Here is a 25013-nt window from a genome sequence, read left to right as displayed (position 1 = left end):
AAGAGCGGCGCTCACCCGCTTCGGATACGGGCCCATCTCGACGTTTTCGGTGCTCAGCGCACTGGAGTGCGCTTCCGCGCCGAAAACGCCGAGCTGGACCCGTCTCCTGTGCGGGTGAACGCCGCTCTGGAGCGCATGTACTGGAGAGGGGTGAAAACCGCTTTAGGCGGACTGGTCGATTTCTCGCAGCGTCTCGCGGAGGGCCTGGGCCTCCGCACCCTCGAGGATCACGGACGCGGACAGGGGCGTGGGCACGTGCTCGCGAAACTCCACGGGCTGGAAGGCGGCGAGGGCACCGGACGCGGTGTAGGCGAGATCCAGGCGCACGGCGGAGGTGTCCGGGTCGCCCTCCGCGTCGAGGGCGAAGGGGAGCTTCGCGATGGCGGCGAAGTCCCGCCTCGCCAGGGCGGCGGTGAGGGCCTCGACTGGGCAGGTGAAATAGCGGAAGCCCTCCTCCACCTTCTCACGCGTAGGTAGGTAGACGAGCTCGCTCAGGATCAGCCATTTGCGACGGGTGGTGAAGCGAGGGTCGGCGCGCAGGGAGTCCGACAGATCTTTGATCTCCATGAGTCCGTTCATACCGCAAGCGGGCCCAGCAATCGTCACTTTTCCAGGAGAGATGCGGATCGAGTAGGGTTTTCTATGTCAACCAGCGCGCGCAGGGTGGCAATAGGGTGAATAGGGTGAATGGTGCGACCGGTGATACCGCGAGCCCTTCACCGCGGGCGACGCGGCGGCGGAGGGCGCCCCGCTGGGCCACGCCGGAGGGAGCTAGACCTGCCCTCGCCCGAGCTTCCGGACGAGCCTCACCAGGTCCTCCGGGTGGACCGGCTTTCCGAGGTGCTCGTCGTACCCCGCCTCGAAGGCGAGCCGCTGGCTCGCGCCGCTCGTGTACGCCGTGAGCGCGATCGCGGGCGTCGCGCCGCCGTCGTCCCGCGCCATCGCCCGCACGCTCCGCATGAACGCGTAGCCGTCGAGATCGGCCATGCCGACGTCGCTCACGATGACGTCCGGCCTCACCGCGGCGATCGCCGAGAGCGCCTCCGACGCGGAGCTCGCGACGTGCACCTCCGCCCCTCGCGGGCGGAGCACGGCGCTCACGAGCTCGCGCGCGTCCGGCTCGTCGTCGACGACGAGCACGCGGAGGCCGTCCAGCTGCGCCTGCGTCGGCTCCCGAGCGGCCGCCTCGGGGGGTCGCTCGGCGTCGTGCTCGGGCGCGGACGCCACCGCCCGCACGGGCAGCGTGACGAAGAAGCTGGACCCTCGGCCATGGCCGGCGCTGCGGGCCGAGACGGTGCCGCCGTGGAGCTCGACGATGTGGCGGACGATCGACAGCCCGAGCCCGAGGCCGCCGAACCTGCGGGTGATCGAGCTGTCGGCCTGCCAGAACCGCTCGAACACGTGGGAGATCATCGCCGGATCGATGCCGCGCCCGTCGTCGTGCACGGCGAGGTGGATGCTCGCCCCTGCCTGCTCGATCTCCACGCGGACATGCCCCCCCTTCTCGGTGAACTTCACCGCGTTGGACAGGAGATTCCACACCACCTGCTGGAGCCGCGCCGGATCCCCGAGGAGCATGAGGGGGCGCCCTCCGCCCTGCACGACGAGCTCGATGCCCTTGGCGTCCGCGGCCGGGCGGACGACCTCGATCGCCTGATCCACGATGGCCGCGAAGCTCAGCGGCCTGGTCTCGATGCGCATCTTGCCGGTGATGATGCGCGAGACGTCGAGCACGTCCTCCACGATCCTCGCCTGCGCCTGCGCGTTTCGCCGGATCGTGTCGAAGGCCTTCGCGATCTCGGGGTCGCTCACGCTGTCGCACAGGAGCGACGACCACCCGAGGATCGCGTTGAGCGGCGTCCTCAGCTCGTGCGAGATCGTCGCGAGGAACTCGTCCTTCATGCGGTTCGCCTCCTGCGCCTGGACGAGGCGGAGGCGCTCCTCCTCGGCCCGGCGCCGCTCGGTGAGGTCCCTCGTGACCTTCGCGAACCCGACGAGCTCCCCGTGGGGGCCGCGGAGCGCCGTGATGATGACGCTGGCCCAGAACAGCGATCCATCCTTGCGGACGCGCCACCCCTCGTCCTCCACCCGCCCGTCGCGGGCGGCGACCTCGAGCATCCACGCGCATTTGCCGGCGCGGACGTCCTCCTGCCGATAGAAGCGAGAGAAATGGTGCCCGAGGATCTCCTCGGCCGTGTACCCCTTGAGCTCCTGCGCCCCGCGGTTCCAGGTCGTGACGACGCCCTGCGGATCGAGCATGAAGATGGCGTAGTCTTTGACGCTCTCGACGAGCAGCCGGAAGCGCTCCTCGCTCCGGCGGAGCGCCTCCTCCGCATGCCGGCGCTCCGTCAGATCCCGGGTGATCTTCGCGAAGCCGATCAGGGCGCCATCGCGGTCCCGCAGCGCCGTCATGACGACGCTGGCCCAGAACAGCGTGCCGTCCTTGCGGACGCGCCACCCCTCGTCCTCCACCCGCCCGAGCGCGGTCGCCTGCTCGAGCTCGCGGTCGCACTTCCCCGCGGCCACGTCCTCCGGCGGGTAGAACGTCGAGAAATGGCGGCCGACGATCTCCCTGGCCTCGTAGCCGTTGATCCGCTCCGCCCCCGGGTTCCACGTGGCCACATGACCTCGGTCGTCCAGGATGAAGATGGCATAGTCCTGGATGGTCTCGACGAGCAGCCGAAAGCGCTCCTCGCTCGCACGAAGCGTTTCCTTGACGCCCGGATCGGCCAACCCGCTCGGCTGTAACAAAACAGACATGACGCAGAGAGGATGCTCGATCCACGCCCTGCTGACCACTTCCGCGACGAGCGTGAGCGAGCCGAACGGCAGCGCTTCCTCCCCCGGAAGCGGCGCCCCGCGCAGGTCACGTCTCGAAACGCCACGCGCGCCGCGGGCCGAGGCGCTGGTCGGTATTCCGCCCTCCGCAGACATTTCTGCCGCTCACTCGGAATCAGGATCTGGATGAGGCTGCTCGGAGGGGCATCATGCCGATGCGGAGCCCTGACGCGCGACATGAGAGGAGATCCAGACGCGGAGACACCCGCAGACGGCGATCGCCGGATCGGCGCCGCGACGGGGCCGTGACCCGCGGGAGGGATGCCGTAGATTGATGCGGCAGGAGGCTTGGTGATGAGGCTCTCGAAGATCGCATTTTCGCTCTGCTGCTCGTCGGCGCTCTCGCTGCTCGTCGCTGCGTGCGGGAGCTCGCCGCTGGGCGGCGGCGCCGGCGGTGACGGCGGCGGCGCGAGCAGCGCCGGCCATGGCGCCGGCGCGTCGAGCGGCCCCGGCGCCGAGTGCGGCGGCCCGAGCCCCGTCGGCTGCCACGCCCAGGGCTGTCCCGTGGGCCAGACCTGCGTCGACGAGGGCTGCGCGCCCTCGCGCTGCGGGTGCGATCCAGAGACCGGCACGTGGTACTGCACCGACGACTGCGAAGGCGGCACCTGCGTGCCCGACGAGCCGAGGTGCAGCGGTCCCAGCCCGGTCGGCTGCCACGTCCAGGGCTGTCCCGAGGGCCAGACCTGCGTCGACGAGGGCTGCGCGCCCTCGCATTGCGGGTGCGATCCCGAGTCCGGCGCGTGGTACTGCACCGAGGACTGCGAAGGCGGCACCTGCGTGCCCGACGAGCCCACCTGCAGCGGTCCCAACCCGGTCGGCTGCAAGACCCAGGGCTGCCCCGAGGGGCAGACCTGCGCCGACGCGGGGTGCGCGCCCTCGCAGTGCGCCTGCGATCCTGCGACCGGCGCGTGGGCCTGCACCGAGGACTGCGGCGGCGGCACATGCGTGCCCGACGAGCCCGCGTGCAGCGGTCCCAGCCCGGTCGGCTGCAAGACCCAGGGCTGCCCCGAGGGGCAGATCTGCGCCGACGAGGGGTGCACGCCGTCGGTGTGCACCTGCGATCCCGACAGGGGCCATTGGCTCTGCACCGCCGACTGCGGCGGCGGGACCTGCGTCCCCGCGCCCTGAGCCGGTCGCCGCGCCGGCGCGGTCCGGCGGTCATCGCGCCGGCGGCGAGGAGGGCTAGAGGCTGTTCAGGTGGTCCCAGCCCAGCCACGTGTTCACGAGGGGGATCAACATCTCGTGGATCGCGCCGGTCTTGTCGCTCCAGCGCATCACCCCCCATTCCGCCACGTCCGGCGTGGGCCCCCCCGGGACCGAATAAGCCATCCTGCCGCGGCCGAAGTACGCGCCCGACTTGAGCACGTAGATGCCGACGAGCTCGCGGCTCCGAGAATAGAAATCGAGGCGCATGTCGGGCGCCGTGCCCTCACTCGAGAGGATCGCATAGAGCCTCTGCTCCTGCAGGCTGTACACGGCGCACGCGCCGCACTGGGGGTCGGACGGATCCATCCCCCCGTCGCCGTCCGTTCCCTCCTCCCCGGCGAGCTCGCCGTCCGGCGCCAGCTCCGCGTCGGGGATCGCCGGCTCGGCCGCCGCGAGACCTGCGCCGCTCGACAAATGGAGCGCGGCAAGGAGGAAAGCACCAAGACACGACACGACGCGATGTACCATCGGTTGGTTTCTCCGTTGTTGTCCGGGATCGCTGTCTTCTACGCCGCGGCCACGGCGCCTCTGACGAGGGTTTCGTGCGCTCAGGGGACCAGCGCCCGGAAGCTCGCCCAGTCCGACGACGGCGCCGCGCGCATCACGGCCAGCGCCGCTTCCCGGAGCCGCGCGCCGGCGTCGGCGGTCGCGAAGCCGGCGCCGCCGTACAGCGCCGCCATCATCCGCTCCGCCACGGCGTCGTCCACCGGCCGCGCCGCCGCGATGATCGACCCGGCGCCCGCGAGCAGGAACGCTTGCGCCAGGCCCAGCCCGAGCCCCGCGTCGCCGGCGGTCGGCGCCGTGCGCGCCGTGTCGCAGCCCGAGAGGACGACCCGCGCGGGCGCCCGCTGGAGCGCCAGGACGTCCCCCACGGCGAGCTCGCCGCCCGCGGCGAGGCGCAGGCTGCTGTCCCAGCCGTCGCGCCCGGCGAAGGCGCCGTGACCCGCGTAGTGGAACAGCTCGAGCGAAGGGCGCTCCAGCGCGTCGCGCAGCGATGGGTGCGTGGCCGCGCCGCCCGACAGCCGCTCCACCCGCAGCCCCTGGCCGGCGAGCGCCGCCGCCACGATCTCGCCTTCGCGCCGCGCGGCCGGCAGATCGCCGCGCGGGTCGGCCACGACGAGCGCGCCGCCCCCCGCGCCCGGCGCGGCGCGCTCGCTCCGACCGGGCAGATCCATGCCGTACGTCACCGGCGCGTGCGCGACGAGCGGCGCGCCGCTCCAGGGCAGGGCGTGGAAGTCGACCTGCTCGAGCGCGCCGCTCGGCACGAAGCGGAGGCGGCGCGCCGCGGCGATGCTCTCCCGGAACGGCGTCAGGAGCGCCGCGGACAGCTCGCCGGCCGGCGTCGCCGCGGACAGCTCGCCGGCCGGCGCCCCCACGGGGCGCTCGCCGGCCGGCGCCGCCGCGGACAGCTCGCCGGCCGGCGCCGCCCCGGAGGTCGCGGCGAGCCGCCGCGCCGCGACGCCGGCCCGCGTGACCGCGAAACCCGCCCAGCCGTCGCGGACGCGATGGTAGACGAGCATCAGCTCCCCCTCCCCCAGCGCCGGCAGCGCGCCGTCGTCGGCCGCCTCCGGCTCCGCGCGCCCCAGCACCGCGAGCGCCTCGTCGAGCATCGCCCGGATCGCCTGGCTGCGGTGCTGCCGCGCGGCGGTCGCGCGCTCGAGCTCGTCCGCCGCGAGCTGCCAGTCCTGCCGGCCTTCCGCGTCGAACGCCTCGCGCGCGCGCCGGTACGCCGCGAGCGCGCCCTCCCAGCGCGCCCGCTCCGCCGCGCTCAGCGACGCGAGGCGATGGCTCCAGCGGAGCGCCGCGAGCGCGCGCGCCCGCGACCGCCGCGCGGCCCCGAGCGCCCGCGCCGGATCGCGCCGCAAGAGGAGGTCCACGCGCAGGCGCGCGCTCTCCTCGAAGCGGCCGAGGAACGTCCCGCGGCCCTCGCCGAGCGGCGCGAGCAGGCCGAGCTCCCCGCGCGTCGACTCCGCGGCGGCGTAGGCCCCGTCCGCCTCGTCGAGGCGCCCCAGCGCCTCGAGCGCCTCGCCGCGCCCGAGCGCCGCCCGGTAGCGGCCGTGCGCGAGCGCCGACAGCTCGGCGAGCCGCGCGAGCCGCTCGTAGATCCGCAGCGCCTCCGCGCCGTCGCCGCGCCCGAGCGCGATGCGCCCCTCGATGTCGAGCCAGTGCAGCGCGAGGCGCGCGTCGGGGCTCGGGACCGCCCGCCGCGCCTCGTCGAGGCGCGCGCGCGCCCCCGCCGCGTCGCGCGCGCGGAGCGCGGCCAGCGCGAGGTTGGTCAGCGCGTTGGCCTTGCTCGCGGGCTTCGGGCACGGCCCGCCGTAGAGCGCGAGCGCCTGCTCCAGCGCCCCGCGCCCGTCCTCGATGGGGCCGCCGGCCTCGGCCACGTGGAGCGCGTTCCACCCGAGGTCGTTCAGGAGCGAGGCCCGCTCGCACGGGGGCGCGTCGGGCGGCGTGGACGCCTCGAGCTCGCGCAGGAGCGCCCGCGCCTCGCCGGCGCGCCCGAGGCTCTGGAGCACGTCGGCGCGCTGCTGCAGCACGTGCCGGAGGTGCGCGCGCATGCCCAGGCGCTCGGCGCCCTCGGCCGAGGCGTCGAGCTGCCGGAGCGCCGAGCGCAGGTCGCCGGTCTCGAACGAGACCAGCGCCGCGTAATACTGCTTCATCGCGCGCCCCTCCGGGTGGCTCGCCTCGAGCGGGCCGAGCGCGTCGAGCGCCTCCCGCGCCTCGGTGAACCGCCGGCCGTTGTAGAGCAGGGCGTACGACAGGGCGAACCGATCGAGGAACTCGTCGGAGATCCTCCCTTCGGCCCGGTGCGACCGGATCGCCTCCTCGAAGCGCGGGATCGCGTCCTCGACCCTGCCGCGCGCGAGGTCCACGCGGGCGAGCTTGCCCGTCGCCAGGGCCCGCGTCGCGGGATCCGGGCTCGACGACAGGGCGCCGAGCAGCGCGGCGGCCTCGTCGAGCTTGCCCTGCCGGCGCAGGGCCTCGGCCTGCTTGAGCGCGGGCGCCGCGGTCGACGGGATGAGCCGCGCGCGGAACGAGGCCCGCGCCCCCGCGCCCTCGGCCGTCACCTCGAGCTCGCGCGCCCCGTCCGGCGCGTGGACGAGGGTGAGCACGCCGCCCTGGACCGGCGCGCCCCCCTGCGCGACGGGCGTCCCGTCGAGCGCGAGCGCGGCGCGGGCCTGCGCCGGCGCCCGCACCCAGACGCGGATCGTCCCGTCCTCCGGCAGCTCGCAGACGCCCTTGGCGCGCACGGCGCCGCATCCGGCGAGCTCGACCTCGAGGGGCAAGGGCGGCGGCTCGGGGGCGGCCCGGTCGCACGCGTCGCCGCCGCACGCGAGCATCGCCGCGCCGAGGAGCGCGAGACCCGCCGCGCGCGGGATCGCGCGGGCGCGGCGCGGGGCCGGGTCGACGACCGGCCGAGCGGGCCCTAGGAGGACGGCCATGAAGGCCACCCTAGATTCACGGAACAGCGCGCACACGCCCGATCTCGCGGTTCGACATCGTACCATCTCGGTCGACGGGGTCCGGATCTTCTACCGTGAGGCCGGTCCGGCGAACGCGCCGGTCGTCCTGCTGCCGCACGGATATCCGTCGTCCTCGTTTCAGTTCCGCAACTTCATGCCCGCGCTCGCGGACCGATGGCGGCTGCTCGCGCCCGACTATCCTGGCTTCGGCTACAGCGACACGCCCGCGGGCTTCGCGTACAGCTTCGACGGGTACGCCGACCTGCTCGACCGGTTCGCGAGGGCGCTGGGGCTCGGGCGATACGCCCTTTACCTGCACGACTACGGCTCTCAGATCGGCCTGCGCCTGGCGATCGAGGCGCCCGAGCGCGTCGCCGCCTTGATCCTCCAGAACGGCGATATCTACGAGGACGAGCTCGGGCCCAAGTACGAGACGTTGAAGGGGTACTGGGCGAACCCGACGCCGGAGGGCCGCAAGAAGCTGTACGAGGCCGTCAGCGAGGAGGGGTTCCGTCACGAGTTCGTGGGCGAGATCGATGAGCGGCTCGTGGAGAGGATCCCTCCCGATCTGTGGAAGCTCTCCTGGCCGCTCATGACCGAGGAACGCCGTGACATCATGGTGGGCTTGATGGAGGGCCTGAAGGACAACCTCGCATGGTTCCCCCGGTACCAGGCGTATTTGCGCGAGCGCCGCCCGCCGACGCTGATCGTCTGGGGGCCGCAAGACGGCTACATGCCCGAGGGCGCGGCGCGCGCGTATCTCCGAGACTTGCCCGACGCCGAGCTCCACCTCCTCGACGGCGGGCACTGGGCGCTCGAGACGAACCTACCGGAGATCGTGGCGCTGACGCGAGACTTCCTCGGGCGCGTGCACGCCTGAACGCCGTCGTAGATGCCATACAAAAGAGATCGCCCGGCGTGTCGATCGGGCGGCATCTCGTTCGTCATCACGGTAGAACCAGCGCCCGTCCGGTCGGGGCCGTCCGGGCGCCCGGCTTTGAGCCAGAAGGAGACATGACGATGCGAGCCATGAATACCTTGGGACCGGCGATGCGCGACGCGCAGACGGGGGCAGCGCTGCCTCACCGCTCGCCACCTCCAGGTCGCCGGAGGAGCAGGGACAACACGGCCGTGAAGCGCATCTCGATGGCCGCTTGCCTGTTCGTCGCCGCGTGCGGCGGTGGGGACGGCGGCGAACCGGAGCCGGTCGCGTGGAAGGACATGAGCTTCGAGGAGCGCACCGAGTACATGACCGACGTCGTCCTGCCGCGAATGGCGGCCCTCTTCGCGGAGTACGACGCGAAGTACGAGACCATGACCTGCACGACGTGCCACGGCGACGACGCGAACGGCGGCACTTATGCCATGCCGAACCCGCAACTCCCCGCGCTCCCCAGCACCGAGGAGGCGTTCTTCGAGTGGGTCGCGGACCCGGCGCACCCGGAGCGCGAGAAGTTCGGCACCTTCATGTACGAGCGGGTCCTGCCCGAGATGGCCGACGTGCTCCGGGTCCCCGTGTTCGATCCGGAGAAGCACCCCGACGGGTTCTCGTGTAGCAGCTGCCACCCGATGGCTGTGGCCGAGCCGTGAGGCCGCGGGGCAGCGCCCGGCTCGACGCGGAGGCGCTCGCGGCTCGTGTGGGGTGAGCCTCGTTTCGGGTAAGCTCGCCGGGCTGCATGCCCACCACGACGCTGACACGAAGAGAGCTCAACCGCGCCACGCTCGCGCGACAGATGCTGCTGTCGCGCGAGCGGACCGCGCCCGTCCGCGGGATCGAGCGGCTGGTCGCCCTCCAGGCGCAGCTGGCGCGGCCGCCGTTCATCGGGCTCTGGTCGCGGATCGAGGGGTTCCGGCGCGAGGAGCTGGTCCGGCTGATCCGGCGCCGCGAGGTGGTCCGGGCGCCGTTCCTGCGCGGCACGCTGCACCTCGTGAACGCGAAGGATTACCTGGCGCTGCACCCGGTCGTCGCGCCGGTGCTCCACGCCGCGGTGCGGTCGATCCTCCGCGACCGCGCGGACGCCCTCGACGTCGCCCGGCTGGTCGCCGAGGCGCGCGCGTATTTCGACGAGGAGCCGCGGACCATGGACGAGCTGCGCGACCACCTGGCCGCGCTCCACCCCGAGGGCGACGTGCGGGCCATGGCCCTCGCGGTCCGCATGCACCTGCCGGTCGTCCAGGTGCCCGCCGAGACCGCGTGGGCCTACCCGGGAACGGCGGATTTCGCCCCGGCGGCGTCGTGGCTGGGCGCGCCGTTCGGCGAGGGCGGCGGGCCTCGCGCGCTCGTGCTCCGGTACCTCGCGTCGTTCGGTCCGGCGACCGCGGCCGACGTGCAGACCTGGTCCGGCCTGACCGGGATCAAGGACGTTCTTCGATCCCTGGGGGACCAGCTCTGCACGTTCCGCGACGAGCGGGGCCGGGAGCTCTTCGACCTGCCCGACGCGCCGAGACCGCCCGCGGACGCCGCGGCGCCGGCCCGGTTTCTCCCCGATTACGACAACGTCCTGCTCGCGCACGACGACCGCACGCGGATCATCGCGGACGAGCATCGCGCGCGGATCGTCCTGTCCGCCAACCTGCGCATCCTGCCGACCTTCCTCGTGGACGGCTTCGTGGCCGGCACCTGGGGCATCGAGCGGAAGAAGGCCTCGGCAACGCTCGTGATCGAGCCGTTCGAAGCCCTCTCCCGGGCGGCGCGCGAGGAGCTCGCCGAGGAGGGGGAGGCGCTCCTCCGCTTCATCGAGGAGGACGCCGGCGCGTTCGAGGTGCGCTTCGACAAGGGTGGGGCCGCGAAGGCGCCGGCGGCGCGCGCGAAGGGCAATGGCGCCGCGAAGGCGCCGGCGGCGCGCGCGAAGGGCGATGGCGCCACGAAGGCGAAAGCAGTGCGGGCGAAGAGCGTGGCAAAGGAGCAGAGACGACGATGATCTCGTATCACCACGTGGGCCTCGCCGAGCTCGGCTGATCGCAGCGTTCGCGCGCAGGAAGGAGCATCATGCTGGACACGATCTGGGATCGCCATCGCGCCGCCGGGCTCGACGCAGCGGCCGCCGCCGTCGCCGCGCCGTCGCCGGAGGACCTCTGCTACCTCGCGATGCTGGCGTTCTCCGACGAGCGCTACGCGGACGCCGCGGCCTTCGCCGCCCGCGCCGCGGCGGCCTCGCCGGGGGACATCCTGTTCCACGCGGCCGCGGAGCACCTCGCGCGGGTCGCCCGGGAGGGCAAGCGCAACGTCTACGTGTCCGCCGAGGGGTTCGCCGCCTTCATCCGCGGCGGCGGCAATGTGCCGCTCTACCGGGAGACCAGCGCGGCGCTGGCCAGCGAGTACCCGGAGGCGCCCTTCGATCTGCTCGACATCGGCGCCGGCGACGGGCTGGCGCTGCTGCCCGCGCTCACGCCGGCGGTGCGGCGGGTGACCGTCGTCGAGCCGGCGGCGCCGCTGCTCGAGCGATGCACCGCCGCGCTGTCCGGCCGAGGGGTCGACGTCGAGGCGTTCGGCGGGCGGCTCCAGGATCTCGCCGCAGACCCGGACATGGCGCCGCGGCGCTGGTCGGTGGCGCAGGCGACGTTCTGCCTCCACGCGATCGCCCCGGCCGAGCGGCCGGCGCTGCTCCGCTGGGCGCGCGCGCGCTGCGACCGGCTGCTCGTCGCCGAGTTCGACGCGCCGCGCATGGATGAGCCGCTCTCCCCGGACACCGCGCGGCACGTGCTCGAGCGCTACCGCGAAGGGCTCCTGGAGTACGCCGGCGCCGAGCGCGACACGGTCGCCCAGGGGTTCCTGATGCCGGTGCTCTTCGGCTACGTGGACCGCGGCGCCACCCGCACCACGTTCGAGCACCCCATCGACGACTGGGCCGCGCTGCTGCGCGAGGCCGGCTTCGCGCGCGTCGACCGACGGCTGCTCCACCGCTACTGGTGGGCCCCGGCCTTCCTGCTCTCGGCGCGCTGAGGCTGCTGGGCGAGCGCGGGCCTCCAGCCGCTCGGGCGGCCGGGCAGGACGAGCGGCGATCACCGCCGATCCGACGCATTGCGCGCCCGGTAAGCGCGCTGCTGGCAAGCCCGCGAGCAGTACGCCCGCGGCCGCCCCGTGGCGGGCTGGTCGATCGCGCCGCCGCACTGCGCGCACGTCGGCGCCCCGTCCGTCCGCGGGGCCTCGTCCGGAGTTTCGTCACGATCCTGCGCCGTGGGCCGTGACGTTTCGCGACTTTCGTCACACTGGCCGGAGCGCGACCGGACGAGCGCCTCGATGCCGTCGAGCACGCGCTGCAGGCCGAACAGGAACATCCCCTCCGTGAACGGGTGCTCGTCGAACGTGCCCGACCCCATCATCCTCGCCATCGTCGGATAGCGGGCCGGGTCGAAGAGCTTATCGAAGAAGTACGCGCGCTCGGACCACCACTGCTCGTCGGTGACGCCGGTCTCCTGCTCGGCCTCGGCCCGGTCCACCGCGAGCCTCCCCGCGCCGCGAACGTAGCTATCGACGAGGTGGACGGCGGCGAGCATCTCGCGGTCGGTGAGGCCGATCCCGGCGACCGCGCGGAGCACCGCCTCGTACGACGCCATCCCGTTCGGCCCCATCACGGGGCGCACCGGCGTCACGTGCAAGAACCACGGGTGCCGGTGGTAGAGCGCCCAGTCCGCGAGCGCCGACGCCTCGAGCTTGGCCCGCCACCCCCCGGGGACGCCGTCGACGAGGGGCGGCTCCCCCACCGCGGTGTCCAGCATGAGGTCGAGGAGCTCGGCCTTGCTCGGCACGTACCGGTACAGCGACATCGTGGTGAACCCGAGCTTCGCGGCGACCCGCTGCATCGACAGCGCCGAGAGCCCCTCGCCGTCGGCGAGCTCGATCGCGGCCCGGACGATCTGATCGAGGCTCAGGCCGGGCTTGGGCCCCCGGCTCGGCCGCCGCCTGATCCCCCAGAGGAGCTCGAGGCTGCGCACGGCGTCGCCGCCTCCGCTGTACTCGGTCGCAGTTTTTCGTCGCCGCTTGGGTTTGACAGCCATCGAATAACTGCGTATACCACACACAATACAGTGTACGTGATAAACAGTTTTCTGGAGGTCCGCATGAAGCAGCACGACGAGAGGCGACCGATGCGATCGAAGACCCAGCTTTTCCGAGCGCGCGGCCTCGCGGCCGCCGTGCCGCTCGCGTTTTCGCTCGGGTGCGCGGCGGAGGAGCCGGCACCGGAGCCGACGTTCTGGCAGGACGTCGCGCCGATCACGGCATCCAAGTGCACCGCGTGTCATCAGGAGGGCGGGCTCGGGCCCTTCCGCCTCGACGACTACACCTCGGCAAAGGCGCGCGCGGGCGCGATCGACGCTGCCGTGCAGGGCGGCCATATGCCTCCGTTCCTCGTGGCGCACGACGGCTCGTGCGGCGACTTCAAGGACGAGGCGACGCTCACCGCCGAGGAGCTCGATATCATCCATCGCTGGGCGACCGGGGCGCGCGCCGAGGGGGAGCGCGCGGGCGCGCCGCCCACCCCGCCCATGCCCACGCTCGAGGGCGGCGTCGACTACATGACACCGCCGATCACCCCCGTGGTCGACCCCGCCGATCCCCTCGCGGCCTACGACGAGTGGCGGTGCTTTCCTGTCGACCCGGGCCTCGACGCCGACCGCTTCATCACCGGATATCAGGTGACGCCCGGGGTCCGGTCCATCGTTCATCACCTCACGGTCTACCGGGTGACTCCCTCGGAGCCGTCGCTCGTCGAGGGCAAGACGAACCAGGATGTGATGACGGAGCTCGACGACGCCTCGCCGGACCGGCCCGGCTGGGAGTGCTTCGGCGGCCCGTCCGACGCGCTGCCGTTCCAGCCGCTGTTCGCCTGGGCGCCCGGGCAGAACGTCGTCGAGTTCCCCCACGGCACCGGGGCGCCGGTCTCCTCGAAGGACCATTTCGTCGTCCAGGTGCATTACAACCTCCATGATCGCGCGGGCGCATCCGCCGAGGACTCGACGCGCCTCCGGATCCGATACGAGGACACCGTGGAGCGGCGCGCCGTCTTCATCGGGGACGACGGCTTCATGACGAGCCTCTTCGAGCCGGACGGCCCGGACACGCTGCCTCCCCGCCAGAAGAACGCCGCCTACACGTGGAAGCGGACGCGGGCGGAGCTCACGCTCGACCCGGCGCTGCCCCCGATCGAGGTGCTCGGCGTGATGCCGCACATGCACGAGCGCGGGCGCACCTTCGATATCCGCGTGACCTCGGGGGCGCAGGAGAGCTGCATCGCGCGCGTGGACGACTGGGACGTCCACTGGCAAGACGTGTACTGGTACCGCACGCCGCCGCTGCTCGACCCGAGCTCGTCGCTCGAGGTGACATGCACCTTCGACACGCGCGACGCTCAGGACCCCGTGCTGCCCGGGTGGGGCACGCAGAACGAGATGTGCAATGCGAACATCCTTGTCGCGCTGCCGATGACGCCCTGACGTCGCGACCGCCGCCTCCCCGCGGTCCCCTTGGTCGCCGCGCGTCCCCTCAGCCCCCGCCCGCCGCGCCCTGCGCCTCCCGCGTCGACCCGGCCCACAACAGGCCGAGCGCCGCCGCCGACATCGCCCCGCCCGCCGCGCACACCCCGAGCCACCCCCAGCGCGTCCAGGCGGCGGTGCCGAGCCACGCGCCGGCCGCCCCGCCGACGAAATAGGTGGTCATGTAGATCGTGTTCATCCGGCTGCGCGCCTCGGGGCGCAGCGCGTACACGCGCGCCTGGTTCGAGATCTGGTTGGCCTGCGCGCCCAGATCGAGCAGCACAACGCCGAGCGCGATGCCCCACAGCCACCCTCCGAGCAGCCACAGCACCCCGAACGACGCGAGCAGCACCCCGAGCGCGAGCGCGTTGATCCGGCGATCGCCGCGAACGTCGGCGTACCGGCCCACGAGCGGCGCGGCGGCGGCGCCGGCCACGCCGACGAGGCCGAAGAAGCCCGCGACCTGCGGGCCGTGGCGCTCGGGCATGCTCTGGAGGTAGAGCGCGAGCGTCGCCCAGAAGGCGCTGAAGGCGCCGAACGAGAGCGCGCCGAGCGCGGAGTGCAGCCGCAGCGCAGGCTCGCTCCGGGCGAGGCGCCCGAGCGAGCGCAGGAGCTCCGGATACGACATCGCCGCGGCCGGCGGCTGCGCCGGCAGGGCCAGGCGCAGCACCGGGCCGAGCGCGATCATGAGCCCCGCCGCCGCCCAGAACATCGCGCGCCACCCGAGGTGCGTGCCGACGACGCCGGCCACGGTGCGCGACAGGAGGATGCCGATGAGCAAGCCGCTCATCACCATCCCCACCACGCGCCCGCGCTGCTCGTCCGGCGCGAGCTGCGCCGCGAACGGCAAGATCAGCTGTGGCACCACGCTGGTGATGCCCACCGCGAAGCTCGCCGCGATGAGCCACGGCAGGTCCGGCGCGAGGGCGGCGCCGCACAGCGCGAGGCTCGCCAGCGCCGTCATGATCACGATGAGCCGCCGCCGCTCGTGGCTGTCGCCGAGCGGCACGAGGAGGAGCATGCCCGCCGCGTACCCGACCTGCGTCATCGTCGGCACGAGCCCGAGCGAGCCGCCCGCGCCGCCGAGCTCGCGGGCGATGTCCCCGAGCAGCGGCTGGTTGTAATAGAGGTTCGCCACGGTGGCGCCGGAGACCGCCGCCATGAGCCAGACGAGCCCGCGGCGGAGCGACCGAGAAGGTGAGGAAGAGGTCTGCATGGGAAAGGGAGGGCAGCGCAGGCATACGCCGCGTGCCCTCCCCCATCAATCGCACAACCCCGTCCGGCGTCTCCCGATGAGCCGGACACGGGCTGTCCCCCGGGGTGCCCCGAGGCCAAAGGGGCGCATCGCCTACCGAGCTGGCGTCGCGGGGGCGCGGCGCGGCCGGCCCCCGCGGCGCTCGCTCACCGGCGCGGGCACTCGCCGCGCAGCGCGACCGAGACGCCCGCCGCGTGCGCGAAGCACGCGTTGCTGTACGTCTTGTCGTCGCAGCCGCAGACCGGGTCGTACTGCTCCGTGCACGCCTCCGGGATCGTCTCGCAGACGCCCGTCTGGTCGGCCGCGCCGCAGATGGCCTCCAGGCTGTAGTTGCAGAACTCGCCGGGGTCGCACGCGAGGCCGGCGAGGCCGCCGCAGTGCTGCACCTCGGAGGGCGCGCACTCGCCGCGCGACGCCACCGACACGCCCGCCGCGTTCGCGGCGCACGCGTTGCCGTAGGTGTTGCCGTCACAGCCGCAGACCGGGTTGTACTCGAACGTGCACGCCTCCGGGATCGGCGCGCAGGCGCCCGGCAGATCGGTCGCCCCGCACGCGGCCTCGGGCGCGAAGTCGCAGAAGAACCCGGGCTCGCACGCCGCGGCGCCGCGGGTGCCGCACACCCCTCCCGGAGCAGGCGCGCACTCGCCGGGCGACGCCACCGACACGCCCGCCGCGGCCGCCATGCACGCGTTGCCGTAGGTGTTGCCGTCGCAGCCGCAGACCGGGTTGTACTCCTTCGTGCACCCCTCCGGGATCGGCGCGCAGACGCCGGTCTGATCGGCCGCGCCGCACATGGCGTCGGGCGCGTAGTCGCAGAACTCGCCGGGCTCGCACGCGAGGCCCGCGAGGCCGCCGCAGTCCCGCGCCGGGGGCGGCTCGCACTCGCCGCGCGACGCCACCGACACGCCCGCCGAGTTCGCGGCGCACTCGTTGCCATACGTCTTGCCGTCACAGCCGCAGACCGGGTTGTACTCCTCCGTGCACGCCTTCGGGATGCGCTCGCAGGTGCCCGTCATGTCGAACGCGCCGCACATGGCCTCGAGCTCGTAGTCGCAGAAGTAGCCCTTCTTGCAGCTGAGGCCGGCGAGGCCGCCGCAGGCGCGGCCGTGACCGCCGCCCGACACCTCCTCCGAATTGGTGCCGGTGTTGTCGCCGCCCAGCTCGACCTGACAGCCCACCGCGAGCGGGATCATCGACAGCGCGAGCCAGAGAACGGAACCGATACGGCTGCTCTTGATGCGATTCTGAACGTTCATGATGTTCCTCCAACACAAGGCCTCGCCGTCGCCGGCGAGGCGAAAGACATGCACGAGCCCCTCCCCTCCCGAGGAAGGGCGCCCTTGCGCCGCGCGAGCGCGGCGCGTGATCCGTGGGTCGCTTCCCCGACCGATCAGTCGGGGAGCGTGAGCGTCAGCGCGCGGCGCCCGGGCTCGGGCGCCGTGACGTCGAGGAAGAGCACGTCCTCGCGCTCGTCCCCGTCACCGTCCGCGCGCACGGTGACGACGGTGGACCCGCCCGGCGGCACCACGAACGGCGCCTCCGGGCTGACGCGGAACGGCGCGGCGCCGCGGCGCAGGCGCGGCGCCTCGATGGCCACGTCCTCGGCGCACCCGTTGCGGACGACCACGTCGCGGGGGCCGCCGTCGGCCTCGAACGTGACCCACGCGCCCGGCGTGAGCTCGAGGCACGGCAGGTGATCGAGCGTCTTCTCGGTCGAGCTGGGCCCCGCGAGCCGCAGATCCGCCGGGTCCGACCGGAGCTCGCCCTGCTTCACCTGCATCCGGAGGACGTGCTCGGTCCGGGCGAGCACGGTGGCGATGAAGCTCCCGTCGGGGTTCACGTCCGCGACCACCGGCGCGTCGAGCGTGTCGAGGTTCGTCACCACGATCACGCCCTCCGCCGGCGTGACCGCGCCCGGCTTCCCTTCGAGCGCGATCTGGTCGGCGAAAGGCATGACCGCGTCCACCACGCCGACGAGCCCCCCATCGAGGATAGGCTCGCGAACCGGCGGGCTCGGCTGCGGGCTCACGACACAGCCGCCGAGGAGCACCGCGAGGAGCGCCGAGACGACCGCGCCCCGCCGGTCCCCGTGTCCGCCTGTCATCCGCATCGCCATGCCCGAGCCTAGAGCAAACGTGGTGCCGACGGAAAAACATCGGAAATCGTCTTGAAATCGCGCCCGAGGATGTCTCATCGATTGTCTCACTGTCTCAGATGGCACATCCGTGAGACACTGTGCGGATGATCCCAGCCGAAGGGACCCTCGTCGCCCGCCGCTACCGCCTGATCCGACCGCTGGGCCGGGGGGGGCTGGCCACGGCGTGGCTCGCGCGCGACGAGGCGCTCGGGCGCGACATCTGTCTGAAGCTGCTCGGCCGCGCGCGAAGCGCGGAGCGGGCGGCGTTCCGCGGCGAGTTCAGGATGCTGGCGGGCCTGTTCCACCCTCACCTCGTCCGGGTGCACGACTTCGGCATGCTCCGGGAGACCGGCGAGCCGCGCTTCTACTTCACGTCGGAGGCGGTGCTCGGCGCGCCGCTCGACGCGTACGTGACAGGCCGACGCTTCGAGGAGGTGCGGGCCGCGATCGTCGACGTGCTCGACGCCCTGCGCTTCCTCCACCGGGCGCGCATCCGGCACGGGGACGTGAAGCCGGCCAACATCCTCGTCGACGCCTCGGGGCGCGCGGTGCTGATCGATCTGTCGTGCGCGGCGCGGGTCGGCGAGCGGTCCGACGACGGGATCTCCGGCACGCAGGGCTACGTGGCGCCCGAGGTGATCCGCGGCGAGGCGGCCGACGGGCGCGCGGACCTGTTCGCGCTCGGCCGCACCCTCGGCGCGATCGCGCCGCTGCTCGCGGAGCCGCCGCCGGAGGCGATCGCCGCGCTCGCCGAGCGCCTCGTGCGGCCCGAACCGCGCGACCGCCCGGCCGACGCGGGCGAGGTGCTCGACTGGGTGGGCGCGTCGCCGCGCGCCCTGGCCCCGCCGCCGCCGGAGCCGCCCCACCTGGTCGGCCGCGACGCGGAGCTCGGCGCGGTCGCAGAGGCGCTCGCGGCGCTGGAGCGCGGGGAGAGCGGGCCGCGGCTGTGCGTGATCGCCGGGGAGCCCGGCTGCGGGAAGAGCCGCCTCCTGCGCGAGGCGAAGTGGAGCGCGGAGCTCAGGATGGAGGCCGTGGAGGGGTTCGCGCGGGCCGGGGCGCGGGTGGGCTCGGTCCGATCGATGCTCGGCCGCGCGACCGGGGAGGAGGCGCTCCCCGCGGGCGCGCTCGGCGCGCTGCGCGCGCACGAGCGCCTGACGCGCGCGCGGTCGGGCTCGGGGGCGGAGCCGCTGGTGCTGGTGCTCGACGACGCCGACGAGGTGAGCGGGGCGGACCGGGAGATGCTCGAGGCGCTGGCGCGGCTGCTGGGCCCCGACGATCCGGTGCTGCTCCTCGCGGCGGAGCGCATCCCGCACGGCGGGGGCCGGGCGCCGCTCGCCGCCGTGGCCGCGGAGGCGGGGCGGAGCGTCCGCGAGGTCGCGCTGCCGCCGCTCGGGCGCGAGGCGGTGCAGCGCTGGATGGACGCCATCGGGCTGGGCGACGCGACCGAGGCGGTGCTGCGCGCGAGCGCCGGGTGGCCCGCGGATCTGGTGGTGACCGCGGGGCGGCTCGCCGAGAGCGGGGACATCGGGGGGCTCGACGCGACGACGCCGGGGGCGAGCGCGCGCTACGCGCTGCGGCTGCGGGGGCTCGCGCGGCCGCTGCGCGACGCGGTGGCGACGCTGGCCGTGCTGGGCGGCGCGGCGGCGGACGAGGCGCTGCCGTCGCTCGGGCTGCCGGTCGCGCACCTCGCCGAGCTCGCCGCGCGCGGCGTCGCGGCCCGCGCGGCGGGGGGCTGGACGCTGACGCGGGCGGGGCCGATCGCGGCGCTCCTGGCGGCGCTCGGCGGCGAGGCGGTCCGCGCGGCGCACGCGCGGGCGGCGGCGGCGTTCCCGGCGCGGGTCGAGCAGCAGGCGCTGCACCTCGCGCTGTCGGGCGACACGGCGGCGGCCGAGCGCGTGTTCCTGGCGCGGCGCGCCGAGCGCGAGGCGGACCCGGGGCCGTGGGCCGCGGCGGCCGAGGCGCTGCTCGAGGCGGCGACGGCGGCGGAGACGCGGCTCGAGATCGCGTCGACGCTCCAGCGGGGCGGGCGCGCGGCGCGGGCGCGCGAGGTGCTGGAGCAGCTGCTCGCGGAGGGGCAGGCGGCGGCGCTCGGGGCGCGGCGGGGGCAGGCGCTCGTGCGGCTCGGCGCGTGCTTGCTCGAGCTGGGCGATCCGACGGCGGCGCTCGCGCGGCTCGAGGAGGCGGAGCAGGCCTCCGGGGAGGCGCCGTCGTTCGCGCCGCGCGAGCGCGCGTGCCTCGCCGATCTCGCGAGCCGGGCGCTCTTGCGGCTCGGGTCGCACGCGGAGGCGCGGGCGCGCGCGGAGCCGGCGCTTCCGTGGTGCGACGAGCCGGAGGTGCTGGCGAGCCTGCACGAGGACGTGGGGGTGGCGGCGAGCTACCTCGGGGAGCGGCGGCTCGCGGGGCTGCACCTCGGGCTGGCGGCCGGGCTGCACCGGGACCGGCGCGCGCCGCGGGCGCTGGTGCGCGCGCTGTCGTACCAGGCGATCGACGCGTTCCGCGCGGGGGAGGTCGAGGCGGCGCTCGTCGGCTACCGGCAGGCGCTCGCGACGGCGGAGGAGCACGGGCTCGGGGATCTGGTGGCGCGCTGCAGCCTCAACGTGGGTACGGCGTGCCACCAGTCGGGCGAGCTGGGGGAGGCGCTCGCCGCGTACGAGCGCGGGGCGCGGCTCGCCTCGGCGCTGGGGCAGGCGGACCTGGTGCTGGTGCTCGATTTCGATCTGGCGAAGCTCTGGGCGGACGTGGGGGCGTTCGAGCGGGCCGGGCGCGTGGCGTCGCGGGTGGAGGCGGAGGCGGCGCGGCGGGGGGCGCCGTTCTTCGCGGCGGCCGCGGCGTCGGTGCTCGGGGATTGCGCGCTCGCGGCCGGCGACGCCGAGGAGGCGGCGCGCTGCTTCGAGCGGTCGAGGCGGGGGTTCGAGGCGCAGGGCGCGCAGCGCGAGGTGGTGGAGGAGGAGCTGGAGCTGTGCCGGGCGCACCTTGCGCGCGGGGCGCTGGGCGACGCGCGGGCGGCGCTGGCGCGGGCGCGCGAGCACGCGGCGGTGCGGGAGGCGCCGGACCTGGGGGCGCGGGCGGCGCTGCTGGAGGGGCGGCTGGCGTTGCTCGATGGGGACGGCGGTGGGGGGGACGGCAACCTGGGTCAGGCGGGGGACGAGCTGGGGGAGCCCAATCTGGGTGAGGGCGGGCTCAACCCCGGTCGGCCCAACCCCGGTCGGCCCAACCTGGGTCAGCCCGCCCTCAACCCCGGTCGGCCCAACCCCGGTCAGCCCAACCTCGGTCAGCCTGCCCTGCCCAACCTGGGTCAGCCCGCCCTCAACCCCGGTCAGCCCAACCCCGGTCAGCCTGCCCTGCCCAACCTGGGTCAGCCCGCCCTCAACCCCGGTCAGCCCAACCCCGGTCAGCCCAACCCCGGTCAGCCCAACCCCGGTCAGCCCAACCCCGGTCAGCCTGCCCTGCCCAACCTGGGTCAGCCCGCCCTCAACCCCGGTCGGCCCAACCTGGGTCAGGACCTCGCCGCGGCCCGGGAGCTCCTCGAGCGCGCCCTCGGCCTCGCCGAGCGGGCAGCCCAGCCCGACCTCATCGCCGACGTCCGCCTGGCGCTCGCCGACGCCGCCGAGCTCGCCGGCGAGCCCGACGCCGCGGCCGCCCAGCGGCAGCGCGCCACCGCCGCCTGGACCGCCATGGCGCGCTCGCTGCCAGAAGCCCTCCAGCACGCCTTCTGGACGCACCCCCGCCGCCGCGCCGCTCGGCCCGCCCCGGCCAACGCCGCAGCGCCGCCCGGAGCGGCCGCCGGCCCCGAGGCGCAGCCCGCCACCGAGCGCGCCGCCAAGCTCGAGCGGCTCCTCGCGATGTTCCGCAAGCTCAACTCCTCCGTCGAGATCGCCGACATCCTCGCCATGGCCATGGACGCCGCGATCGACCTCACGGCCGCAGAACGCGGCTTCGTGCTGCTCGAGCAGCCCGGCGGCGAGCTGCGCGTGGCCGTCGCGCGCAACGTCGACCGCGAGAAGGTCGGCAGGAGCCACCTCAAGTTCAGCTACAGCATCGCCGAGCGCGCCATCGCGGCGCAGGAGCCCGTCGTCACCGTGGACGCCCAGGACGATCCGCGGTTCCGCGAGCACGCGTCGGTGCACGCCATGCGGCTCCGCTCCGTGATCGCCGTGCCGATCCGCTCGCCGGACGGCGTGCTCGGCGCGCTCTACCTCGACAACCGCTTCCGGCGCGCCCGCTTCGCCCCCGACGACGTCGACCTGCTCCTCGCCTTCGCCGACCAGGTCGCGCTCGCGCTGCGCAACGCGCGGCTCGTCGACGACCTGCGCCGCCGCACCGTGGAGCTCGAGGCCGAGCGGCGCCGCGTCGAGGAGCTCCTGCGCGGACAGGCCGCCGAGATCGACCGGCTGCAAGAGGAGGTGCTCGTCCGCCAGCAGGCCCTGGAGCACCGCTACGACTACGGCGCCATCGTGGGGCGCGGCCCCGCCCTCCGCGCGGTGTTCGCGACGCTCGATCGCGTGGTCGACACACCGGTCAGCGTGCTCGTAACCGGCGAGAGCGGCACCGGCAAGGAGCTCGTCGCGCGCGCCATCCACTTCGCCGGCCCGCGCAAGAGCGGCCCGTTCATGGGGATCAACTGCGCCGCGCTCCCCGCCGCGCTGCTCGAGTCGGAGCTCTTCGGCCACGTCCGCGGCGCGTTCACGGGGGCCGACCGGGACCGGACCGGCCTCGTGGTCGCGGCGCGCGGCGGGACGCTGTTCCTCGACGAGCTCGGGGAGATGCCGCTCGAGGTGCAGGCGAAGCTGCTCCGGGTGCTCCAGGAGCGCGAGGTCCGCCCCGTCGGCAGCGCCGAGGCCGTGCGCGTGGACTTCCGCCTCGTCTGCGCGACGAACCGCGATCTGCTCGCCGAGACCGCGCGCGGGCGCTTCCGAGAGGACCTCTACTACCGCGTCGCGGTGGTGCAGATCCGGCTGCCGCCGCTGCGCGACCGGCTGGAGGACCTGCCGGAGCTCGCGCTCCACTTCGTGCGCCGCGCCGCGGAGCAGCTCGGCCGCCCGGCGCCGCAGCTCTCCCGCGAAGCGCTGCGGCGGCTCAGCCAGCACGGCTGGCCCGGCAACGTGCGCGAGCTGGAGAACGTGATCACGAAGGCCGTCGTGCTCTGCGACGGCCGCAGGATCGGCCCCGACGACGTGGACCTCCCGCGCGCGCGCGAGGGCGGCGGCCGCGGCGCGCCCCGCGCCCTCCCCGACGAGCGCGCCGCGCTGCTCGCCGCCCTCGAGCGCACCGGCTGGAACGCGCTGCAGGCCGCGCGCGACGCGGGCATGTCGAGGGCGACGTTCTACCGGAAGCTGCGGCGGCTCGGAATCCAGCGACCGGCAGGGCCTCCGGCAGAACGCTCGACCGAGCGCTCGGCAGAGCCCCCGAACAGCGGCCCGACGAGCGCCCGCGGCGACTGACCACCTCCGCCCACACGCCCTATCCGCCACAGGCAACCTCGCGCGGGTCGGTTTCGTCCGAGAAGGCAAATTCTCCTGAATTCGACGCGGCCGGCACGGGGCAGTTCGCCCCACCTGAGGCACTCCGGCCTTTGCCAGTCATGAGCTCGCTAGGCGCTCCGCGTCGCGCGAGCGAGCCGCCCACGATGCGGCGCAGAAAAAAGACAACTCATGTTCAGGGGTAGCGGCGTCCATGTTCCGCCCCGACCACAGCCGTGGACCGACAGGCGCTCTCGGCCCGAGGTGGCCCGAGCCTTGCGACGTGGTCCGGGCATGAACACAGCGAAACTCTTTCTGCTGATGTCTCTCTCCGTCGCGGCCGCGGTTGGCTGCGACAGAGCAGAAGGCACGACGCGTTCGGACAACAACACCGCGACGGTGCCGGGCGAGGTCGCCCAGAGGGCGAACAACCCCACGCCCGCGGCCGCCGACAACACGGACAAGAACGATCGCGATCGCGATCCCGCCGCGCTGACCCCCGGGGATCAGGGCGAGAACGAGACCGATCGCACGATCACGCAGAAGATCCGCCAGGCGGTGGTGGCGAACGACACGCTGTCGATGAACGCCAAGAACGTCAAGATCATCACGAACGGGCAGGTCGTCACGCTGCGCGGCCCGGTGAAGAGCGACAAGGAAAAGGCCGACATCGAGGCGGTCGCCAAGGGAACCCCGGGCGTCCAGCGGGTCGACAACCAGCTCGAAGTTGACGTTGACTGAACCAGTCTGAAAGGCTGAAAGGAAGACATCATGGCAACGAAGAAAGCGGTCCTGGGCCTCGTGAGCACGCTCGCTCAGGCAGACATCATCGTCGGCGAGCTACAGCGCGCCGGCTTCATGACCAGCGATATCTCGGCGCTCTTCCCCGACAAGCACGGCACGCGGGACTTCGCGCACGAGAAGAACACGAAGGCGCCCGAGGGCGCGACCGCGGGCGCCAGCGCCGGCGGCGCGATCGGTGGGACCATCGGCCTGCTCGCCGGCATCGGCGCGCTCGCCATCCCCGGCCTCGGGCCCTTCATCGCGGCCGGCCCGATCATGGCCGCGCTGAGCGGCGCCGCGGCGGGCGCGGCGGTCGGCGGCGTGACCGGCGCCCTCATCGGGCTCGGCATCCCCGAGGTCGAGGCCAAGCAGTACGAGGGCAAGATCAAGGGCGGCAACATCCTGATCTCCGTCCACGTCGAGAACAGCAACGAGCGGACGCTCGCCAAGCAGGTCCTGGAGCGCGGCGGCGCGACCGACATCGCGGTCCTCACCGAAGAGGGCCTCTCGTCGAAGCAGCGGGCCGTCGCCTGAGCGTAACGCGCCTGCGGAACACCTGACCTCGGCAGCTGCCCGTCCGACGCCCGGCCCCCCCAGAGGCGTCAGGCGGGCAGCCGCTCGAGGTCGACCTCGTCGGACGGCGCGATGTCGGCCTTGAGGAAGCGCTGCATCTGGTGGAGCGCGTAGCGGTTGTCTTCCTCGCTCTCCGACGCCAAGCAGTCCGACGGGACGAGCAGCCGGTAATCGCGCATGTACGCGTCGTTCGCCGTGAACAGGACGCAGATGTTCCCCGCCATGCCGGTGAGGATCAGCGTCTGCACGCCGAGGGACTCGAGCAGGATCTCGAGCGTGGTGCCGTAAAAGCCCGAGTGCTTGGGCTTGAGCACGAAATAATCCTCCTCTCCGGGCCGCAGCAGCGCCGCGATCTCCCGACCGCGGACGCCCTCCTCCAGGCAGTGCTCGATCTGCCGGTGGAAGTTGGACTGCCAGCGGCCGAAGTTGTCGTTCACGTAGACCGCGGGGATGCCCGCGTCGCGACACCGCTGCTTCAACGCCCGGATGCGGTGCGCCATCGGGAGGGCGTGGGCGAGCAGCTGGTCGCCTTCCGGGAACTCCAGGTCGTTGATGACGTCGATGAGGAGGAGCGCGGTCCGGCTGTTGTCCGGCGCAGCTCCGTGGAGGTCGTGGGTCCGCCGCGGCATAGAGACCGCGGGTTATACAGCGGGCCACGGCCAGCGGGGCAGCAATCGCCGCTCGCTCAGCCCGCTGTGGCGAAACGCGACGCCGGCCGCGGCGGCGCCGCGGCGCGGCGGGCCGGGAGCGGCCAGGACGGGCGCGGCGCGCGGGACCTCCGGGATCGCGCCGTCGGCCGCTGGCTTGCATTGCCTCTCGACACG

At 73.8% G+C, this 25013-nt stretch carries 18 protein-coding genes; 9 read left to right on the top strand and 9 right to left on the bottom strand.

Annotated features, from left to right (window positions below):
• Positions 1-162: 162 nt before the first annotated feature.
• Positions 163-567 (bottom strand): hypothetical protein, encoded by a 405-nt coding sequence (locus tag WMF33_RS15560; RefSeq protein WP_437337861.1) that lies wholly within the window; start codon positions 565-567, stop codon positions 163-165.
• 204 nt (positions 568-771) lie between these two features.
• On the bottom strand, positions 772-2760 hold the full coding sequence (locus WMF33_RS15555) for a PAS domain-containing hybrid sensor histidine kinase/response regulator (protein WP_437337860.1): 1989 nt from the start codon (positions 2758-2760) through the stop codon (positions 772-774).
• 372 nt (positions 2761-3132) lie between these two features.
• Between WMF33_RS15555 and WMF33_RS15550 the strand changes: the two genes are divergently transcribed.
• Positions 3133-3966 carry a hypothetical protein gene (locus tag WMF33_RS15550; RefSeq protein WP_437337859.1) on the top strand — a complete coding sequence of 278 codons (834 nt, stop codon included), beginning with the start codon at positions 3133-3135 and terminating at the stop codon, positions 3964-3966.
• Positions 3967-4020: 54 nt separating this feature from the next.
• On the opposite strand, the gene WMF33_RS15545 is transcribed toward WMF33_RS15550, so the two are convergent.
• Complete coding sequence (locus WMF33_RS15545; RefSeq protein ID WP_437337858.1) at positions 4021-4512, bottom strand: hypothetical protein; 492 nt, start codon at positions 4510-4512, stop codon at positions 4021-4023.
• Positions 4513-4592: 80 nt separating this feature from the next.
• Entirely contained in the window at positions 4593-7487 is a 2895-nt protein-coding gene (locus WMF33_RS15540; protein ID WP_437337857.1) for a CHAT domain-containing protein, read from the bottom strand.
• On the opposite strand from WMF33_RS15540, the gene WMF33_RS15535 reads away from it, so the two are divergent.
• The 4 genes from WMF33_RS15535 to WMF33_RS15520 all read left to right on the top strand — a co-directional run bounded on the left by WMF33_RS15535 (position 7486) and on the right by WMF33_RS15520 (position 11451).
• Positions 7486-8388, top strand: coding sequence for an alpha/beta fold hydrolase (locus tag WMF33_RS15535; protein ID WP_437337856.1), 903 nt, complete (start codon positions 7486-7488; stop codon positions 8386-8388). The genes WMF33_RS15540 and WMF33_RS15535 overlap by 2 nt on opposite strands.
• A gap of 251 nt (positions 8389-8639) precedes the next feature.
• The gene (locus tag WMF33_RS15530) at positions 8640-9098 is read left to right on the top strand and encodes a hypothetical protein (RefSeq protein ID WP_437337855.1); all 459 of its coding nucleotides are present in this window, start codon (positions 8640-8642) and stop codon (positions 9096-9098) included.
• An 86-nt stretch (positions 9099-9184) separates the two neighbouring features.
• On the top strand, positions 9185-10429 hold the full coding sequence (locus tag WMF33_RS15525) for a winged helix DNA-binding domain-containing protein (RefSeq protein WP_437337854.1): 1245 nt from the start codon (positions 9185-9187) through the stop codon (positions 10427-10429).
• Positions 10430-10497: 68 nt separating this feature from the next.
• Entirely contained in the window at positions 10498-11451 is a 954-nt protein-coding gene (locus WMF33_RS15520; RefSeq protein WP_437337853.1) for a class I SAM-dependent methyltransferase, read from the top strand.
• Positions 11452-11510: 59 nt separating this feature from the next.
• On the opposite strand, the gene WMF33_RS15515 is transcribed toward WMF33_RS15520, so the two are convergent.
• Entirely contained in the window at positions 11511-12506 is a 996-nt protein-coding gene (locus WMF33_RS15515; RefSeq protein ID WP_437337852.1) for a TetR/AcrR family transcriptional regulator, read from the bottom strand.
• A 90-nt stretch (positions 12507-12596) separates the two neighbouring features.
• Here WMF33_RS15515 and WMF33_RS15510 point away from each other — a divergent pair, with 90 nt between their 5' ends.
• Positions 12597-13943, top strand: a complete 1347-nt coding sequence (locus tag WMF33_RS15510) for a hypothetical protein (protein ID WP_437337851.1) — start codon at positions 12597-12599, stop codon at positions 13941-13943.
• 49 nt (positions 13944-13992) lie between these two features.
• Here WMF33_RS15510 and WMF33_RS15505 read toward each other — a convergent pair whose 3' ends face one another.
• The 3 genes from WMF33_RS15505 to WMF33_RS15495 form a co-directional block, all read right to left on the bottom strand.
• A complete protein-coding gene (locus WMF33_RS15505) occupies positions 13993-15198 on the bottom strand; it encodes an MFS transporter (protein ID WP_437337850.1) in 1206 nt (401 codons plus the stop codon).
• Between the two features lie 185 nt (positions 15199-15383).
• Positions 15384-16493 carry a Kazal-type serine protease inhibitor family protein gene (locus WMF33_RS15500; protein WP_437337849.1) on the bottom strand — a complete coding sequence of 370 codons (1110 nt, stop codon included), beginning with the start codon at positions 16491-16493 and terminating at the stop codon, positions 15384-15386.
• 134 nt (positions 16494-16627) lie between these two features.
• Positions 16628-17341 (bottom strand): hypothetical protein, encoded by a 714-nt coding sequence (locus tag WMF33_RS15495; protein WP_437337848.1) that lies wholly within the window; start codon positions 17339-17341, stop codon positions 16628-16630.
• Between the two features lie 137 nt (positions 17342-17478).
• Between WMF33_RS15495 and WMF33_RS15490 the strand changes: the two genes are divergently transcribed.
• The 3 genes from WMF33_RS15490 to WMF33_RS15480 all read left to right on the top strand — a co-directional run bounded on the left by WMF33_RS15490 (position 17479) and on the right by WMF33_RS15480 (position 24150).
• A complete protein-coding gene (locus WMF33_RS15490; RefSeq protein WP_437337847.1) occupies positions 17479-22815 on the top strand; it encodes a sigma 54-interacting transcriptional regulator in 5337 nt (1778 codons plus the stop codon).
• A gap of 294 nt (positions 22816-23109) precedes the next feature.
• Positions 23110-23574 carry a BON domain-containing protein gene (locus tag WMF33_RS15485; protein ID WP_437337846.1) on the top strand — a complete coding sequence of 155 codons (465 nt, stop codon included), beginning with the start codon at positions 23110-23112 and terminating at the stop codon, positions 23572-23574.
• A gap of 30 nt (positions 23575-23604) precedes the next feature.
• Positions 23605-24150: a hypothetical protein gene (locus WMF33_RS15480; RefSeq protein WP_020735133.1), complete on the top strand. Its 546-nt coding sequence runs from the start codon at positions 23605-23607 to the stop codon at positions 24148-24150.
• Between the two features lie 68 nt (positions 24151-24218).
• Here the strand turns inward: WMF33_RS15480 and WMF33_RS15475 are convergent, their stop codons facing one another.
• Entirely contained in the window at positions 24219-24818 is a 600-nt protein-coding gene (locus tag WMF33_RS15475; protein ID WP_020735132.1) for a cysteine hydrolase family protein, read from the bottom strand.
• Positions 24819-25013 lie beyond the last annotated feature (195 nt).

Origin of the sequence: Sorangium sp. So ce394, assembly GCF_051474665.1 — a bacterium.
Taxonomy (GTDB): domain Bacteria; phylum Myxococcota_A; class Polyangia; order Polyangiales; family Polyangiaceae; genus Sorangium; species Sorangium cellulosum_D.
The sequence above is the reverse complement of the archived record's forward strand: the minus strand, read 5'-3'. Positions and strand labels throughout refer to the sequence as shown.

Excerpts from the sequence above, each read along its gene's own strand:
- WMF33_RS15560 (WP_437337861.1), bottom strand. The coding sequence starts at position 567 with ATGGAGATCAAAGATCTGTCGGACTCCCTGCGCGCCGACCCTCGCTTC.
- WMF33_RS15555 (WP_437337860.1), bottom strand. The coding sequence starts at position 2,760 with ATGTCTGTTTTGTTACAGCCGAGCGGGTTGGCCGATCCGGGCGTCAAG.
- WMF33_RS15550 (WP_437337859.1), top strand. The coding sequence starts at position 3,133 with ATGAGGCTCTCGAAGATCGCATTTTCGCTCTGCTGCTCGTCGGCGCTC.
- WMF33_RS15545 (WP_437337858.1), bottom strand. The coding sequence starts at position 4,512 with ATGGTACATCGCGTCGTGTCGTGTCTTGGTGCTTTCCTCCTTGCCGCG.
- WMF33_RS15535 (WP_437337856.1), top strand. The coding sequence starts at position 7,486 with ATGAAGGCCACCCTAGATTCACGGAACAGCGCGCACACGCCCGATCTC.
- WMF33_RS15540 (WP_437337857.1), bottom strand. The coding sequence starts at position 7,487 with ATGGCCGTCCTCCTAGGGCCCGCTCGGCCGGTCGTCGACCCGGCCCCG.
- WMF33_RS15525 (WP_437337854.1), top strand. The coding sequence starts at position 9,185 with ATGCCCACCACGACGCTGACACGAAGAGAGCTCAACCGCGCCACGCTC.
- WMF33_RS15520 (WP_437337853.1), top strand. The coding sequence starts at position 10,498 with ATGCTGGACACGATCTGGGATCGCCATCGCGCCGCCGGGCTCGACGCA.
- WMF33_RS15515 (WP_437337852.1), bottom strand. The coding sequence starts at position 12,506 with ATGGCTGTCAAACCCAAGCGGCGACGAAAAACTGCGACCGAGTACAGC.
- WMF33_RS15510 (WP_437337851.1), top strand. The coding sequence starts at position 12,597 with ATGCGATCGAAGACCCAGCTTTTCCGAGCGCGCGGCCTCGCGGCCGCC.
- WMF33_RS15505 (WP_437337850.1), bottom strand. The coding sequence starts at position 15,198 with ATGCAGACCTCTTCCTCACCTTCTCGGTCGCTCCGCCGCGGGCTCGTC.
- WMF33_RS15500 (WP_437337849.1), bottom strand. The coding sequence starts at position 16,493 with ATGAACGTTCAGAATCGCATCAAGAGCAGCCGTATCGGTTCCGTTCTC.
- WMF33_RS15495 (WP_437337848.1), bottom strand. The coding sequence starts at position 17,341 with ATGACAGGCGGACACGGGGACCGGCGGGGCGCGGTCGTCTCGGCGCTC.
- WMF33_RS15490 (WP_437337847.1), top strand. The coding sequence starts at position 17,479 with ATGATCCCAGCCGAAGGGACCCTCGTCGCCCGCCGCTACCGCCTGATC.
- WMF33_RS15480 (WP_020735133.1), top strand. The coding sequence starts at position 23,605 with ATGGCAACGAAGAAAGCGGTCCTGGGCCTCGTGAGCACGCTCGCTCAG.
- WMF33_RS15475 (WP_020735132.1), bottom strand. The coding sequence starts at position 24,818 with ATGCCGCGGCGGACCCACGACCTCCACGGAGCTGCGCCGGACAACAGC.